Below are 15,750 nucleotides of genomic sequence, written 5' to 3' on the forward strand. Positions count from 1 at the left end.
GGAATCCCATTTTTTCCGCCACGTTCGGAAGCGACGTCGTGAAGGACCGCGTCGACGCCCATGCCGTGGACCTCTCGGCGGGGATCGACTGGACCCCCTCGCTTTTCTCCGTCCTGAGCTTCACGTGGCAGACGATCCGGGGGGACATCGGCACGGCGGACGGCGTATCCGGCACCCTTGGAATCGGGTATCGCTTTTAGCTCCTGAAAACTCCCCGGAATTGTTCTTGATTCCGGGGCCTCCGCTTAACAAATCCCCTTTTCATCCGATAAATGAATTGGCGTAAATCCGGACGACGGAGGAGATGCGTGAAGATCCTCATCGTGGACGATTCCCCGGTCGCAATCAAGATCCTGCGGAGCTGCCTCCCGGCGGACCGCTCCTTCGAGATCGTCGAGGCAAGGGACGGGAAATCCGGCGTCGAGAAGTTCGTGGCGGAGCGTCCGGACCTGACGTTCACCGACATCACGATGCCCGTCATGGACGGCATCCATGCGCTGGAGCATATGAAAAAAATCCGCCCGGAGGCGCCGATCGTCGTCTGCAGCGCGGACGTCCAGCCGAAGACCATCGAGCGCGTCATGGAGCTGGGGGCATTCGACATGGTGCGGAAGCCCGCCACCCGGGAGCAGCTTTCGATCCTTTTCCGGAAAGTGGACGACTGGATGCGCGGGGGAGGAAGCGCATGATCACGGACCCCGTGCGGGAATTGCTGGACGCCGAAGAGCAGGACATCCTCCAGGAGATCATGAACATCGGGTTCGGCAACGCCGCGGCGGACCTCGCGTCCGTCATCGACATCTACGTGCAGTTGACCGTGCCGTCCGTGAAGATCATCCCCGCCACGGAGTTTCCGGACTACATCCGGAAGGAGATCGGAGACAACCGGGAGATCAGCTTCGTCGAGCAGAATTTCTGGTCCCGCTTCAAGGGGATCGCGCTGCTGGCCTTCTCGGACGGCGCCGGCAAGGCGCTGATGTCGGTCCTGGTGGAGGAGGAATCGAAGCGGATGTTCGAGTCGGACCCGCTGCGGGTCCTGGAGAAGGAGATCCTGATGGAGGTGGGGAACATCCTGGTCGGTGCTTGCATCGGCAAGGTGTCCGACCTGCTGGGGGACGTCATCTCCTACTCGCCGCCGCGGGTGCTCACCGGAGACCTGGCGAAGAAGGCCAACGCCTCCCGGAAGATGTTCGGCCCCGGCAACATCGTCATCGTCCTCCAGACGGTGTTCCACTTCGGGAAACAGGACGTCCGGGGCTACATGTTCCTGATCGTCAGTCAGGAGTCCGTCGGATTCCTCAAGCAGGCGCTGAAAAATTTCATGGAACGTTATTCATGAACAGCTCCGAGGTCTTCGACACGCTGAACCTCGGCATCGTCATCCTGGACTCCGGGTGCCGCATCTCATACTGGAACCAGTGGATGGCCATGCACACGGAGATGTCGGCGGAGGAGATGAACGGGAGATGCCTTTTCGAAGCGTTCCCGAACCTCGACACGCCAGTGATCCGCAACAGTTTCAAGTCGGTCTTCACCTTCGGCAACCACTACTTCTTCTCGCAGAAGCTGCACCGGTACCTTTTTCCGATCCGGAACTTCGGATCCATGGATTCCAACGACGGGTACATGCAGCAGAGCTGCACGCTTTCCCCCATCCGGGAGGGAGGCGGGCACGCGGTGACCCACGTCTGCATCACCGTGCAGGACGTCACCGACCTGGCGACGTACGAGAGCCTTCTCGTGGAGATGAACTTCCGGGACGGGCTCACCGGCGCGTTCAACCGGAGGTACCTCAACCTGCGGATGGCCGAGGAGATCGAGAAGCATCGCCGCTACCGGCGGCCGCTCTCCCTGCTGATGATCGACCTGGACCGCTTCAAGGACGTCAACGACACCTACGGTCACCAGGGCGGCGACTTCATCCTGAAATCGGTGTGCGCCACGGTCCAGTCCGAATTGCGGCGCACGGACATCCTGGTGCGCTACGGGGGGGAGGAGTTCACCTGCCTGCTGCCGGAGACCGACATCTTCGCCGCGACGAGCCTCGCGGAGCGGATCCGCGGGAGGGTCGAGAAGGAGCGCTTCCTCCTGAACGACCTCCCCGTCGGGATCACGGTGAGCATCGGGATCTCCACGGCGGACGAGGACGGAGGGACGGGCTCGGCCGACGACCTCCTGGCGAACGCCGATTCCGGGCTGTACAAGGCGAAAAAGTCCGGGAGGAACTGCGTGGTTTCCTACCGGTAGACCGGTTCCGCCTGCGCGAAAATTTCCATTTATGCTCGAGTATGTTTTCTCCGATATGACATGGTACCCTGTCGTGCGGCACGGGAGGGGATATCCGATGAAACGGGAGGAAGAACATCCGATGAAACGGCCGGTTCGATGGTTCGGGGTTGCTGCGGTTATGGCGGTTTTCGTCCTGGTTGCGGGCTGCTCGCCGAAGTCGGGCTACGTCTACAAGCCGAATCCGCCCATGGCGGGCGAGCGGAAGCTCCCGGTGAAGGTGGCGGTTCTGCCGTTCGAGGACGGGACGGAGAACTTCACCAAGAGGGGATCGGCCTTGGGCGACGGCAAGTACAACCTGGCGAAAGCGGGGATCTCGGGCGGGATGTCCGCCATGCCGCCGGCGTTCTGGGGGAAATCGTTCGCCGACGAGCTCGCGGCCTCGGGCAGCTTCCAGTCGGCCCGTTTCATCTACAGCCCGACTGAAATCGTCCCGGACGAAGCATTCACCATCGACGGGATCCTGAAAAAGGTCAACTTCGCGGCGACGTTCGATTACGAAAACGAGATCCAGGTCATTTTCCGCGCCACGAGGAAGTCCGACAAGAAGCTGGTCTGGGAAAAGGAAGTGGCGAGGGCGTGGAAGACCCCGAGGAACGTTTATGCGGGGTGCGGCATGGGAATGCAGTGCATGTTCGATAAAATGTATGGTGACTGGAACAAGTGGATGAGCGGCGCCCTGGCCGAAGCCAGGACCGATCTCGTCGCGGCGATCGCGTCGCCGCCGGAAAGCGGCAGCGGCAGCGCGGGCGCCGGCGCGCCGCCCGCCCAGGAGTCCGTGGACCAGACGATCGACCGGATCTTCAAGGGGAAATGAATTGAAGCTGTACCATTTCACCTCCATCCGGCACATGCGCGAGATCGAAAAATGCGGCGTCCTGCGGACGACGTTTTCCGATATCCAGCCCGACGGCGCCGGCCCCGGCGTCGTCTGGCTCACTTCCAATCCGAAACCGAAGCAGGAATGGGCCGGGGGAGGGGCGCCGATCTTCCTGCTCGAAAAGTACGGGATCCGGATCACGGTGGAGCTGCCAGACAAGGAGGTCCACCGCTACCCCGATTGGTCCCGGAAGATGGGGATCCACCCGAAGTGGTTCAAGATGTACACTGAAAGGGACAGCGGCTACGCGAGCTGGTACGTCGTCACCCGCCCGATCGGCCGGACGGAATGGCATGCGGTCGAGATGTGGGAAGGGTTCCAAAGCGACCAGACTCAGGGGTACAGCCGGGCGATGTACGAATCGTTCAATGCATTTCTCGCGGGCCCCGAAGTCCAGGCGTGGATCCTCGAAGCCATGCTCCGGGAGATCGAACCGCCCGAAGGGGTGGCCCCGGTGTCCGTCGAGGAGTGGCTGAAGTCGGGCGGAAACCGGAAGGAAGGGGCGAAGAAGACGGAACGGCTGCTGGGCGGAATGAAAGACGCCCTCGGCGGCCGGGCCGGGAAGAAACCGGGCGGTTGAAGCGGGAAGGTCGCTGAATCCGCAGCTTTTTGGTACGGTCCATCGAAAGACTCCCTCGCCTGACCCTCGGAAAACCTGAAGAATATTTGCGAATATCGGCATCAAACGATCATGAATCTCCGGCGCAGCCCGGAAATACGTCAGGGAGACACCCATATGGCCGATTTCAAGCCGAAGAAGTCCGTCGCCCTCTCGGGCGTCGTCGCGGGGAACACGGCGCTTTGCACCGTGGGCCGCACCGGAAACGACCTCCATTACCGGGGCTACGACATCCTCGATATCGCCGAACGGTGCGAATTCGAGGAGGTCGCCCACCTGCTGGTGCACGGAAAGCTGCCCAACGCCGTCGAGCTGAAGAGCTACAAAGCCAAGTTGAAGTCGCTGCGCGGCCTGCCCGCCGGCACGAAGCAGGTCCTGGAGCGCCTTCCCGCCGGCGCCCACCCCATGGACGTGATGCGCACCGGAGTTTCCGCCCTCGGATGCGCCCTGCCGGAAAAGGAAGACCACAACATCCCCGGCGCCCGGGACATCGCCGACCGGCTGATGGCTTCGCTTGGCTCCATGCTGCTCTACTGGTGGAACTGGACCACCAAGGGGCGCCGGATCGAGGTGGAGACCGACGACGATTCCATCGGCGGCCATTTCCTGCACATGCTGCACGGGGAAAAGCCGTCCGCCCTGTGGGAGAAGGCCATGCACATCTCCCTCATCCTCTACGCGGAGCACGAGTTCAACGCATCCACCTTCACCGCGCGGGTCATCGCGGGCACCGGCTCGGACATCTACTCCGCCATCACGGGCGCCATCGGCGCCCTGCGCGGCCCCAAGCACGGCGGCGCCAACGAGGTGGCGCTGGAGATCCAGGGGCGCTACGATAACCCCGACGTGGCGGAAGCCGACATCCGCCGCCGGGTGGAGGCGAAGGAAGTGGTGATCGGCTTCGGCCACCCGGTGTACACGGTCTCCGACCCGCGCAACCAGATCATCAAGAGGCTGGCCAAAGAGCTTTCCCTGAACGCGGGCACCACCAAGCTGTTCGACATCGCCGAGCGGCTGGAATCGGTCATGTGGGAAGTCAAGAAGATGTTCCCGAACCTGGACTGGTTCAGCGCCGTCAGCTACCACATGCTGGGCGTGCCCACCCCCATGTTCACACCGCTGTTCGTCATCGGCCGCACCTCGGGCTGGGCGGCCCACGTCATCGAGCAGCGGCTGGACAACAAGATCATCCGCCCCAGCGCCAATTACATCGGGCCGGAAGACCGGAAATTCGTCCCCATCGAGCAGCGCGGCTGAAGCCTTCCGGAGGAAACGGCCATGACCTCGCGCGTCAGCAACGTCCGCCCCGAGCCCGACAAGGTGCTGGTCGACATCGCCGATTATGTCCTGAACTACGAGATCCGGTCCCCGCTGGCTTACGAGACCGCCCGCAACTGCCTGATCGACACGCTGGGCTGCGGCCTGGAGGCGCTGGAGTATCCGGCCTGCACCAAGCTCCTCGGGCCGATCGTTCCGGGAACCGTGGTGCCCAACGGCGCACGGGTCCCCGGGACGCAGTACCAGCTCGACCCGGTCCAGGCGGCCTTCAATATCGGCGCCATGATCCGCTGGCTCGATTACAACGACACCTGGCTGGCCGCCGAATGGGGGCACCCCTCCGACAACTTGGGCGGGGTCCTGGCGGTCGCCGACTGGCTCTCGCGGGAGGCCGCGGCCGCCGGCCGGAAGCCGTTGGTCATGCGGGACGTGCTCACCGCAATGATCAAGGCGCACGAGATCCAGGGCTGCATCGCCCTGGAGAATTCCTTCAACCGGGTGGGGCTGGACCACGTGGTGCTGGTCAAGGTGGCCTCCACCGCGGTCGTGTCCCGGCTGCTCGGGCTGGACCGGCAGGGGATCATCGACGCGCTGTCCCAGGCGTGGGTCGACGGGCAGTCTCTGCGCACCTACCGGCACGCCCCCAACACCGGCAGCCGGAAGAGCTGGGCCGCCGGCGACGCCACCAGCCGGGCCGTGCGGCTGGCGCTGATCGCGAAGACCGGCGAGATGGGATACCCGAGCGTGCTCACCGCCCCGATCTGGGGCTTCTACGATGTGCTGTTCCATGGGCGCCCATTCGAGTTCCAGCGCCCGTACGGCTCCTATGTGATGGAGAACATCCTGTTCAAGATCAGCTTCCCGGCGGAGTTCCACAGCCAGACGGCGGTGGAGGCGGCCATGATCCTCCACCGGCAGCTCAAGGAAACGGGGAAAAGCGCGGGCGACATCCGGAAGATCGTCATCCGCACCCACGAGGCGTGCGTCCGGATCATCGACAAGCAGGGGCCGCTGAACAATCCGGCGGACCGCGACCACTGCATCCAGTACATGGTGGCCGTGCCGCTGCTGTTCGGCCGCCTGACCGCGGCCGATTACGAGGACGACGTCGCCGCCGATCCGCGCATCGACGCCCTTCGGGAGAAGATCGTCTGCGTGGAGGATCCTGCGTTCACCGCCGACTACCTCTTTCCGGAGAAGCGCTCCATCGCCAATGCGCTGACCGTCGAATTCGAGGACGGAAGCCGCCTGCCGGAGGTCGTGGTGGAGTATCCCATCGGCCACAAGCGCCGCCGGGCCGAGGGGATCCCGCTGCTGGAGGCCAAGTTCCGCGCCAACCTGGCGCGCCGCTTCCCGGCCGACCGGCAGAAGGCGATCCTCGACGTGTCGCTGGACCCGCCGCGGCTCGAGAAGATGCCGGTGCACGAATACGTCGATCTCTACGTCATCTGAGGAGGGCAAACCGTGACCCGTCGATCCCCCGGATCCGCCCTGCGCCGCGCCGTTTCCGACGAATCGCCGCTGCAGCTCCCCGGCGCCATGAACGCCAACCACGCGCTGCTGGTCCAGCGGGCCGGATTCCGCGCAGTCTATCTTTCCGGCGGCGGCGTCGCCGCCGGCTCCCTCGGCCTGCCGGACCTGGGGATCTCCACCCTGGACGACGTGGCCACCGACGTGCGCCGCATCACCGACGTCTGCGACCTTCCGCTTTTGGTGGACGTGGACACCGGGTTCGGCCCCTCCGCCTTCAACGTGGCCCGCACCACCCGGACCATGATCCGGATGGGCGCCGCCGGCATGCACATCGAGGACCAGGCAGGGGCCAAGCGCTGCGGTCACCGGCCCAACAAGGAGATCGTCGGCCTGCACGAGATGGTGGACCGCATCAAGGCCGCCGTCGACGCCCGCACGGACGAGGCCTTCGTGATCATGGCCCGCACGGACGCCCTCGCGTCGGAAGGGCCGGCCGCCGCGATCGAGCGGGCCGCGGCCTACGTGGAGGCGGGGGCGGATATGATCTTCCCGGAGGCCGTCACCGGCCTCGCCATGTACCGGAAGTTCGTGGACGCCGTGAAGGCGCCGGTGCTGGCCAACATCACCGAATTCGGCGCCACGCCGCTGTTCACCGTGGAGGAGCTGCGCTCCGCCGGCGTCGCGATCGCCCTCTACCCGCTCTCCGCGTTCCGCGCCGCCAACCGCGCCGCCGAAAACGTGTACGCGGCGCTGCGCCGGGACGGCACCCAGCGGTCGGCGGTCGACTCCATGCAGACCCGCGACGAGCTGTACGAGCGGATCGGGTATCATGCTTTCGAGCGGAAGCTGGACGAGCTCTTCAAAGCCCGGAAGGGATAGCTGCATTTCTCGTGCGGGCTACGGCCGGCTCCCGAGCCGGTTCCTCGAGCGAATTTTTTTCGCGTTTCCCCCGGGGAGCGGTTATAATCGATAAATGCTCGCAAGAAGAAACTCTCTCGGTCTCATGCTTGCATTCATCGCGCTGATCCTGTCCATGCCCGTTCCGGGGCAGGCCGATTGCGATTCCTGCGGGAGCTGCGGGTTCGGATCGTCCGCGTATATAGGGACGTCCCTCGCATGCCTTTCCCGCGGGGACCGCGCGCTGAAGCTGGCGATCGTGGAGCACAAGACGCGCTACGAAGCGCCATCCCTCCCGTTCCTGCGTCCCCCCGAGCAGATCGCGTAACCGCTTTCCCGTTCCGTCACGTTCAACCCATATTCACGGAATGTAAGGAGAATCGATGGATACCGCTACGGACGTTCGATCCGGCCGTGTTCCCGTGCCCGAAGCCGCCGGCCGCAGGCAGGGAAAACCGTTTTTATCGGAGCTGTGGGATTTTCTGATTTCGTTGAAGCTGGCGATCTGGACCCTCATTCTGCTGGCCGTCGCCTCCATCGTGGGCACGGTGGTCGAGCAGAACCAGCCGCTGGAGAAGTATCAGCAGGTATATGAGGACTGGGCGTTCAATCTGATGAACCGCCTGAACGTGTTCGACATGTATCATTCCTGGTGGTTTTTGTTCCTTCTGTGCCTGTTCGCGGTGAATCTCACCTGCTGCACGATCGACCGCCTGCCTCGGACGATCCGGACGGTCCGCAACCCGAAGCGGACGCTGGACGAGGCGGCCGAGAAATCGCTGGGCCGGGTGGAGCGGTGGAAGAGCAAGGGCGAGGTTGCGCAATGGGCGGAAACGTACCGGGAAGCCCTCGGCCGGGCCTTCTCCGCACCCGAAGTCACGGAGGAAGGCGGCGCGGTGCACCTGTACGCCGAGAAGGGCGTTTCCTCCCGGTTCGGCGCGTACGCCACCCACGCCGGCATCGTGATCATCTTCGTCGGCGCCATCATCGGGAACATATTCGGCTTCAAGTCGTATCTGAGCCTGTCGGACGGGGCGGAAGGCTCCCACATCGACATCCGGGGAGGAAAGGTGCACATGGACCTGCCTTTCTCGGTGCGCAACAACCGGTTCTGGATGGAGACGTACCCGAACGGGCAGCCCAAGGAGTACTCGTCGGACCTCAGCGTCATCGAGAACGGCCGGGAAGTGATGCGCAAGACGATCACGGTGAACGATCCCCTCGTCTATAAAGGGATCTGGTTCTACCAGTCCGGCTACGGGGAGGCGGGTGCGGGAGCCCGGGTCGCCGTGCAGCGCCCGGACGGCACGCCGGTAGGCAACTACCTGCTGGGAGCGAACGAGCCGGTCGGGATCGAGGGGTACGGCACCGTCCGCGGCGTGAACTACGAGGAGAACCTTCTGGGGAAAGGGCCGGCCCTCCAGGTGGTGATCGAGAAGCCCGGGCAGGCGCCCGCGGAGGTGTGGCTCCTGCAGAACGCTCCGGAGCAGGAGCGGCTCCGCAACGATTCGCTGCGGTTCTTCTTCGGCGGGCTGACCCCCCGGATGTATACGGGCCTGCAGGTGGCGAAGGATCCCGGCGTGAACGTCGTGTGGCTCGGCTGCCTGCTGCTGACGGCCGGGATGATGCTCTCCTTCTTCGTTTCCCACCGGCGCATCTGGGTCCGCCTGTCCGAAGGGCCCGGAGGGAAAGTGCACGTCACGGCGGGCGGGACCGCGAACCGGAACCGTCCGGCGTTCGAGAAGGCCTTCGCCGCCGTGGTGGCGGAGATCCGCAAGGAAACTCCCGACAACGCCAAGGAGATCCCCGCATGAATACGATCAACGTTCAGCTTTTCGACCTGACGACCCTCCTGTTCGGCACGGCGACGGGCTCATATGTCGCCGCCCTTTACGGGAGGAAGGAGTTCCTCGCCCGGGTGGGCACATGGATCTGCATGGCCGCGGCGGTGGTATCCACGGCCGCCCTCGGCGTCCGCTGGATCGAGTCGTACCGGATGGGGATCGGGCGGATCCCCGTGACCAACCTCTACGAGTCGCTGGTATTCTTCGCCTGGTCCATCAACATGATCTACCTGTTCGTCGAGCGGAAATACGAAAGCCGCTCCTTCGGCGCGTTCGTGGTCCCGATCGCCTTCCTGACGATGGCGTACGCCTTCACGATCGAGAGCGGGATCCAGCCGCTGGTTCCGGCGCTGCAGTCGTACTGGCTGCATGCCCACGTTATCACCTGCTTTGCGGGCTACGCGGCGTTCGCGGTTTCCGCCGGCGTCGCGGTAATGTACCTTTTAAAGGAAAGGCGCGGGGGCGATAGCGCGGCGACTGGCATCCTCGCCCTGTTCCCGTCGATAAAGGTTCTCGACGATCTCGTCTACCGGGCGATCGTCTGGGGGTTCCCGATGCTCACCGCGGGGATCATCACGGGAGCCGCGTGGGCGAACTTCGCATGGGGGACGTACTGGTCCTGGGACCCGAAGGAGACCTGGTCGCTGATCGTGTGGCTGGTATACGCCGCGTTCCTCCACGCGCGGATCACGCGGGGCTGGCACGGGAAGCGGGCGGCCGTGCTTTCGATCGCGGGCTTCGCGGCTACGTTGTTCTGCTATCTTGGCGTCAATCTTGTCCTGTCCGGGCTGCACAGCTACGGCGGGTGAGCGGGGAAATGGGCTGCCTCAATAATTATTAATAAAAATGTAAATACCTGACATTTTTAACAAATTATCTCCAGGGAAAATATTTATGAAACGGGCACTTATCGCGTGGCATCCTTCTTGCTCAAATATAATCACCAGCCGCCCCGGGCGGACGATGGTTCGGGGATGATCGGAAATTAAACATATTGGGGAGTGCCCGATGGAAAAGATGATGAAGCCGGCCCTGTTGCTGTTCGTGGTCCTGTCCCTCGTGACCGTTCTGACCCTGACAGGCTGCGGCAGCGGCGGTGGCGGCGGCTCCGTCCCCGGGGGCGGCGTAACTCCCCCGCCTTCCGCGGACCTGGACGGCGACAATGTAGCCGACAACATCGACCCCGACATCGACGGCGACGGTGTCGGCAACAACCAGGATGCATTTCCCACCTGCCGGTGGGCCGCCGATGACATCGACCGGGACGGCAAGCCCGGCGGGACGAATCCCCGCACCGGCACCGATCCGCAATTGGCGACCTGCGGCCTCGTCCGGGACGACGATGACGACGGCGACGGCATCCTCAATGCCTCGGATCCCTTCCCCCTCCTCGCCGGAAGTTTTGACGACAATGTAGTCTTTGTGGTGCCGCCTCCCATTCTTAACCCGCTGAACCAGACGGTGATTCCCGAGCCGCCGAACCTGGCGCTGTTCGTCAGGAACAAGGTCGCGGCCATCCGGCTCGGCAAGGCGCTGTACTGGGACATGCAGGTCGGCAGCGACGGAATCGTGGCCTGCGCGACCTGCCATTTCAGCGCCGGCACCGATATCCGCAAGAAGAACACGCTCAATCCGGGAACCAGGGCCGGCGACACCCTGTTCGGCAACAACCGCACCGGGGGGTACGATTTCCCCCAGTTCGGGCCGAACTACGCCATGCTGCCGGAAGACTCGCTGCTGCACGAGCGGACGTACCCGGGCCACCAGCAGTCCGACGCCATCGTTCGCGACACCAACGACGTCGTCGGTTCCCAGGGAGTCCGCATGAGCCAGTTCGTGGCCGTCGTCCCCGGCTCGGCGGTGGATCAGGTGACGCCCCTGCAGGACCCGATCTTCCACCACGCCGACAGCAGCGCTCCGTTCAACAACGTCCGGCAGGTGACGGCGCGCAATACCCCCTCCGTGATCAACGCGGTGTTCAACTTCACCAACTTCTGGGACGGCCGGGCGAACTTCCTCTTCAACGGCGAAAATCCGTTCGGCCCCGCCGATCCGAACGCCGGCGTCTGGTTCAACGACGCGGGGGAGGGGCTGGTGAAGCGGCCGGTCGTCATCCAGTTCGCGAGCCTCGCCTCCCAGGCCACGGGACCGCCGGTCGACGACGTCGAAATGTCCGCCCGGGGCCGCACTTTCCCGGACATCGGCAGGAAGATGCTGACCCTGACCCCGCTCGGCAAGCAGCTCGTCCACCCCGGCGACAGCATTCTCGGGCCGATCTCCAAGGCGTCGGTCCGGCAGGACGGAACCATCACCGACGTCAAGGGACTCAATATCACATACCGCAAGATGATCGAGGACGCCTTCCAGCCGAATCTGTGGAATTCCTCCTCTACCACTCCGGACGGATTCACCCAGATGGAGGCCAATTTCTCCCTCTTCTTCGGGCTCGCCGTTCAGCTCTACGAGTCGACCCTGGTTTCGGATCAGACCCCCTTCGACCACTGGCTGGCAGGCGACGCGAACGCCCTGAACGACATGGAAAAGTTCGGGTTCGGACTGTTCAGCGGCATCGGCAACTGCACCGTGTGCCACATCGGGATCGAATTCACCACCGCCTCGGTTGCGAACGTCGGGTTCACGAACAACTTCCTGAACGCGACGATCGAGGCGATGTTCACGGCCGACGGCCTCATGTCCATCTATGACGAGGGATTCATCAACACATCCGCGGTGCCGAACTCGGACGACCCCGGCAGGGGGGGCGTCACTCCTTTCATCAATCCGCTGACCGGCCAGCCCATCCCCCTGTCGTTTTCGGCCCTGTCGGTGCTGGATCGGAAGGGGAAGCTTCCCTTCGAGACGCCGATCCTCGATCTTTCCCTTCCCGACAACATGCCCGTCAACGATATCGGCTCCTTTAAAATCCCGACGCTGCGCAACGTGGCGCTGACCGCTCCCTTTTTCCACAACGGCAGTCTCAGGTCGCTGGAGGACGTGGTGGATCTCTACGTCCGGGGCGGGAACTTCCCCCTGGAAAACATTCACAACCTCGACCCGATCGTCGGCCAGGGGAACCCGCTCCTGCGGGGCAGGGGGCTGGAGACGGAAACCATGCACGACGCGCTGATGGCATTCCTGAGGTCGCTGACCGACCCGAGAGTCGTCGCCGAGTCGGCCCCCTTCGACCATCCCGAGATCTTTATTCCGGAAGGCGATCCCGAGGTGCTGACGCGCATCCCCGCCAGGAATGCCGAAGGCCAGGCCGCCGTACCGGCTGCGCCGTAGCACTCCGGGACAGCCCGTTCCATCCGATCCCTCCCCCCCATGCGGGGGGAGGGATTTTTTATTTACTGTCCTTCTTGAAGTGGTAATACACCGGGACGCCCGCCAGCACGCACAGGATCGCCAGCGTCGACTCCGCCGGGCGCTGAAGGAACGAGAGGAGCAGGATGCCGCTCCCTGCGGCGAGGTAGAGCGCCGGCGCCCACGGGTAGCCGGGAAACATCGTCCCGGTATCCGGCGACGGTTGGAGCCGTAGCGCTCCGGCCGCGGCGAACAGCGGGAAGATGCCGAGCGCAAATCCCATCACGGTCAGGATCTGGTCGAACGTCCCCGTCAGCACCATTGCCGAGGAGACGGCTCCCTGCAGGGCGATCGCCCGGCGGGGGGCCCGGGTCGACGGGTCCACGAGGGCGAGCTCCCGGAAGAACAGCCGGTCCTTCGCCATGGAGTAGTACACCCTTGGCCCGAGGATGAGGAAGGCGCTCAGCGAGGAGAACAGGGCGAAGGAGACCAGGAGCGAGAACACGGCATCCATGGAGCGGCCGAAGAGCTTCCCCATGGCCAGCCCGCCGACGGCGATGACGCCCTTCATCTCCTCGGGAGGGATCGCGTAGACGAATACGACGTTGATCAGGAGATACAGCGCCGTCACCACGCCGGTCCCGAGCAGGAGCGACCGGGGGAGCGTTTTCCGCGGCTCCCGGATTTCCGAGCCGATGTAGGTCGAGGCGTTCCAGCCGCTGTAGGCGAACAGGATCCACATCAGGGAAAGGCCCGCCGTCTTCCATCCCTCGAAGGTGAAGGCGAACGGCTCCCGCCGGGAAAAGTGGCCGGCGCTGCCCGTACCGAGCAGGAAGCCGCCCAGGATCAGTCCGGCGATCAGCGCTCCTTTCAGGACGGTCAGGACGTTCTGGACCCGCGCGCCGAATCCGATCCCCCGCAGGTGGACGGCGGTAAAGAGCGCGATCACGAAGACGGAGAGCAGCTTTTTCAGGATCGCGGGATCGCCCGGAAAGGACGACGGCGGGATCGCCCGAAGGAAATACTCGCTGAACCCGATCGCGGAGGCGGCGATCGGCGCGGAAAACCCGACGACGAAGGAAGTCCACCCGCCGAGGAAGCCGAGGAGCGGATGGTAGAGTCGGGAGAGGAAGGCGTACTCCCCGCCGGCGTGCGGCATGGCGGCGCCCAGCGCGCCGTAGGATAGCGCTCCGCACAGGGCGATGACGCCGCCGACCGCCCACAGGGAAAGCATCAGGATCGGGTCGCCGAGGTCGCCCATGAGCAGGCCGCTGGTGGTGAAGATCCCTGCGCCGATCATGTTGGCGACGACGATGTTCGTTACGGGAAAGAGGCCGAGCTTCCGCTTCAGTTCCATGAAAAACCACCTCCGGCGCTCAATAATGTACCGCAGATCCGGGAGAAGGAACCGTTGGGCATGAATCTGCATCTATGTAGGGAAAGAACATGAAGGCCGGGAGCGAAGCGATGAAATCCTGGAAGACGACGGCTCCCCGCCTGGTCGTCCTGACGTCGGCATTTTTCGCCGTATTCCTCAATTTCGCATTCTTCCGGAACGTGATCGCCGTATATCCGTTGTCGTGGGGAAGGCTGCCTTTCCTTCTCTCGCTCTGCCTGGTGCTGGCGTGCGCCACCGCCCTGATCCTTCTTCCCCTCGCCACGCGGTACACGCTCAAACCGGTGTTGATCTTCGCCCTGCTGGCCTCGTCGATCGCAAGTTATTTCATGAACGCCTTCAACGTCGTCATCGACGCCGACATGCTGCGGAACGCAGCCCAGACCAACCGGGCCGAGGCGAGGGATCTGTTGAATCCCAAGCTGTTCGCCCATTTTTTCCTGTTGGGCGTGCTGCCGTCGCTGCTGATCTACAGGACGAAAATTCGGCATGGCTCGCTGAAATCGGACACCCTGTCGAACATCAAGTGGATGACGATGACGGTTGTCGTCGCCCTTGCTGTCGTGCTGGGCTTCTCCAGGAACTACGCATCGTTTTTCCGGGAGCACAAGCCGCTCCGGCTTTATGCCAACCCGATCCAATGGATGCGATCGACCGTCAAGTATTCCCGCGGCGCCGTGAAGGCGGAAGCGCGCGCTCCGAAGGCGATCGGCGCCGATGCCGATATTCCGGCGTCCGATACGGACAGGGAGCTGGTCATCCTGGTGGTCGGCGAGGCGGTCCGCGCGGACCGGTTTTCGCTGAACGGGTACGTCAAGCAGACCAACCCGCTGCTTTCCGGAGAGGAAATCGTAAACTTCCCGCAGTTCTACTCCTGCGGCACGTCGACGGCGGTATCCGTCCCCTGCATGTTCTCCGTTTTCCCGCGGGAGGAATGCACCGTGAAGAAGGCCCATGAGACGGAAAACCTCCTCGACGTGCTGACCCACGCGGGGGTCCACGTCCTCTGGCGGGACAACAACTCCTCGTCCAAGGGGGTGGCGGACAGGGTTTTGTACGAGAATTTCCAGGGTCCGGAGGCGAACCCGTTGTGCGACGTGGAATGCAGGGACGAGGGGATGCTGTCGGGGCTGCAGGAGTACATCGACCGGACGGACCGGGGGGACATCCTGATCGTGCTGCACCAGATGGGGAACCACGGTCCCGCGTACTACAAGCGCTACCCCGCGGAATTCGAGCGGTTCCAGCCGGTATGCCGGTCGAATCAACTCGAGGAATGCACGGACGAGCAGATCGAGAACGCCTACGCCAACGCCGTCCTGTACACGGATTATTTCCTGTCCCGCGTCATCGACCTCCTCAAGCGGAATTCGGGAGCGTTCGAGACCGCGATGGTCTACATGGGCGACCACGGCGAGTCGCTCGGAGAGAACGGGATCTACCTGCACGGCCTCCCGTATTTCATGGCTCCCGAAGCCCAGACGCACGTCCCCGCCGTCATGTGGTTCGGCGATTCGTTCAAGATCGACCGGCGCGCGCTGCGGGAGAGGGCGAAGGGAAGGTTCTCCCACGACAACCTCTTCCACACGATGCTGGGTATGATGGAAGTGCGGACCGCCGTGTACGACAGGAAGCTGGACATCCTGGCCCGCATTTCTCACCAGCGTCCGTAGCGAGGCGGTGGAGACGGGCGTGGGCCGCTCCCGGCCATCCCTGGCCTCCGCGGCATACCGCCCTCCTTGGCGGCACTCCAAGGCGTCGCGACCGAGGGCAC

General features: G+C 63.9%; 15 protein-coding genes. 14 read left to right on the top strand and 1 reads right to left on the bottom strand.

What is annotated here, in order from left to right; genetic code table 11:
- The 13 genes from AB1346_10880 to AB1346_10940 form a co-directional block, all read left to right on the top strand.
- A partial coding sequence (locus tag AB1346_10880) for a hypothetical protein (GenBank protein MEW6720942.1) occupies nt 1-200 on the top strand: 200 nt, incomplete at its 5' end.
- A gap of 108 nt (nt 201-308) precedes the next feature.
- A complete protein-coding gene (locus tag AB1346_10885; GenBank protein MEW6720943.1) occupies nt 309-689 on the top strand; it encodes a response regulator in 381 nt (126 codons plus the stop codon).
- The gene (locus AB1346_10890) at nt 686-1,339 is read left to right on the top strand and encodes a chemotaxis protein CheC (protein ID MEW6720944.1); all 654 of its coding nucleotides are present in this window, start codon (nt 686-688) and stop codon (nt 1,337-1,339) included. Before AB1346_10885 ends, AB1346_10890 begins: the two co-directional genes overlap by 4 nt.
- On the top strand, nt 1,336-2,247 hold the full coding sequence (locus tag AB1346_10895) for a sensor domain-containing diguanylate cyclase (protein ID MEW6720945.1): 912 nt from the start codon (nt 1,336-1,338) through the stop codon (nt 2,245-2,247). Before AB1346_10890 ends, AB1346_10895 begins: the two co-directional genes overlap by 4 nt.
- A 160-nt stretch (nt 2,248-2,407) precedes the next feature.
- Nucleotides 2,408-3,103 carry a hypothetical protein gene (locus AB1346_10900; GenBank protein ID MEW6720946.1) on the top strand — a complete coding sequence of 232 codons (696 nt, stop codon included), beginning with the start codon at nt 2,408-2,410 and terminating at the stop codon, nt 3,101-3,103.
- Between the two features lies 1 nt (nt 3,104).
- On the top strand, nt 3,105-3,746 hold the full coding sequence (locus AB1346_10905; protein MEW6720947.1) for a hypothetical protein: 642 nt from the start codon (nt 3,105-3,107) through the stop codon (nt 3,744-3,746).
- Nucleotides 3,747-3,902: 156 nt separating this feature from the next.
- Nucleotides 3,903-5,042 (top strand): 2-methylcitrate synthase, encoded by a 1,140-nt coding sequence (gene prpC / locus AB1346_10910; protein ID MEW6720948.1) that lies wholly within the window; start codon nt 3,903-3,905, stop codon nt 5,040-5,042.
- Nucleotides 5,043-5,063: 21 nt separating this feature from the next.
- Nucleotides 5,064-6,515 (top strand): bifunctional 2-methylcitrate dehydratase/aconitate hydratase, encoded by a 1,452-nt coding sequence (locus tag AB1346_10915; protein MEW6720949.1) that lies wholly within the window; start codon nt 5,064-5,066, stop codon nt 6,513-6,515.
- A 12-nt stretch (nt 6,516-6,527) separates the two neighbouring features.
- Nucleotides 6,528-7,415 carry a methylisocitrate lyase gene (prpB, locus tag AB1346_10920; protein MEW6720950.1) on the top strand — a complete coding sequence of 296 codons (888 nt, stop codon included), beginning with the start codon at nt 6,528-6,530 and terminating at the stop codon, nt 7,413-7,415.
- 124 nt (nt 7,416-7,539) lie between these two features.
- Nucleotides 7,540-7,761: a hypothetical protein gene (locus AB1346_10925; protein MEW6720951.1), complete on the top strand. Its 222-nt coding sequence runs from the start codon at nt 7,540-7,542 to the stop codon at nt 7,759-7,761.
- A gap of 55 nt (nt 7,762-7,816) precedes the next feature.
- A complete protein-coding gene (locus AB1346_10930) occupies nt 7,817-9,247 on the top strand; it encodes a cytochrome c biogenesis protein ResB (protein MEW6720952.1) in 1,431 nt (476 codons plus the stop codon).
- Nucleotides 9,244-10,086, top strand: a complete 843-nt coding sequence (ccsB, locus tag AB1346_10935; GenBank protein ID MEW6720953.1) for a c-type cytochrome biogenesis protein CcsB — start codon at nt 9,244-9,246, stop codon at nt 10,084-10,086. Before AB1346_10930 ends, ccsB begins: the two co-directional genes overlap by 4 nt.
- Before the next feature lie 199 nt (nt 10,087-10,285).
- A complete protein-coding gene (locus AB1346_10940; protein MEW6720954.1) occupies nt 10,286-12,562 on the top strand; it encodes a cytochrome c peroxidase in 2,277 nt (758 codons plus the stop codon).
- A 58-nt stretch (nt 12,563-12,620) separates the two neighbouring features.
- Here the strand turns inward: AB1346_10940 and AB1346_10945 are convergent, their stop codons facing one another.
- On the bottom strand, nt 12,621-13,937 hold the full coding sequence (locus tag AB1346_10945; protein MEW6720955.1) for an amino acid permease: 1,317 nt from the start codon (nt 13,935-13,937) through the stop codon (nt 12,621-12,623).
- 89 nt (nt 13,938-14,026) lie between these two features.
- Here AB1346_10945 and AB1346_10950 point away from each other — a divergent pair, with 89 nt between their 5' ends.
- Nucleotides 14,027-15,649 carry a phosphoethanolamine--lipid A transferase gene (locus tag AB1346_10950; protein MEW6720956.1) on the top strand — a complete coding sequence of 541 codons (1,623 nt, stop codon included), beginning with the start codon at nt 14,027-14,029 and terminating at the stop codon, nt 15,647-15,649.
- Nucleotides 15,650-15,750 lie beyond the last annotated feature (101 nt).

The sequence above is a fragment of the Thermodesulfobacteriota bacterium genome (assembly GCA_040758155.1).
GTDB lineage: Bacteria > Desulfobacterota > Deferrimicrobia > Deferrimicrobiales > Deferrimicrobiaceae > UBA2219.

Coding starts and splice junctions, on each gene's coding strand:
- AB1346_10930 (MEW6720952.1), top strand. CDS start 7,817: ATGGATACCGCTACGGACGTTCGATCCGGCCGTGTTCCCGTGCCCGAA.
- AB1346_10890 (MEW6720944.1), top strand. CDS start 686: ATGATCACGGACCCCGTGCGGGAATTGCTGGACGCCGAAGAGCAGGAC.
- AB1346_10945 (MEW6720955.1), bottom strand. CDS start 13,937: ATGGAACTGAAGCGGAAGCTCGGCCTCTTTCCCGTAACGAACATCGTC.
- AB1346_10900 (MEW6720946.1), top strand. CDS start 2,408: ATGGCGGTTTTCGTCCTGGTTGCGGGCTGCTCGCCGAAGTCGGGCTAC.
- AB1346_10895 (MEW6720945.1), top strand. CDS start 1,336: ATGAACAGCTCCGAGGTCTTCGACACGCTGAACCTCGGCATCGTCATC.
- AB1346_10950 (MEW6720956.1), top strand. CDS start 14,027: ATGAAGGCCGGGAGCGAAGCGATGAAATCCTGGAAGACGACGGCTCCC.
- AB1346_10915 (MEW6720949.1), top strand. CDS start 5,064: ATGACCTCGCGCGTCAGCAACGTCCGCCCCGAGCCCGACAAGGTGCTG.
- AB1346_10940 (MEW6720954.1), top strand. CDS start 10,286: ATGGAAAAGATGATGAAGCCGGCCCTGTTGCTGTTCGTGGTCCTGTCC.
- ccsB (MEW6720953.1), top strand. CDS start 9,244: ATGAATACGATCAACGTTCAGCTTTTCGACCTGACGACCCTCCTGTTC.
- AB1346_10925 (MEW6720951.1), top strand. CDS start 7,540: ATGCTTGCATTCATCGCGCTGATCCTGTCCATGCCCGTTCCGGGGCAG.
- prpC (MEW6720948.1), top strand. CDS start 3,903: ATGGCCGATTTCAAGCCGAAGAAGTCCGTCGCCCTCTCGGGCGTCGTC.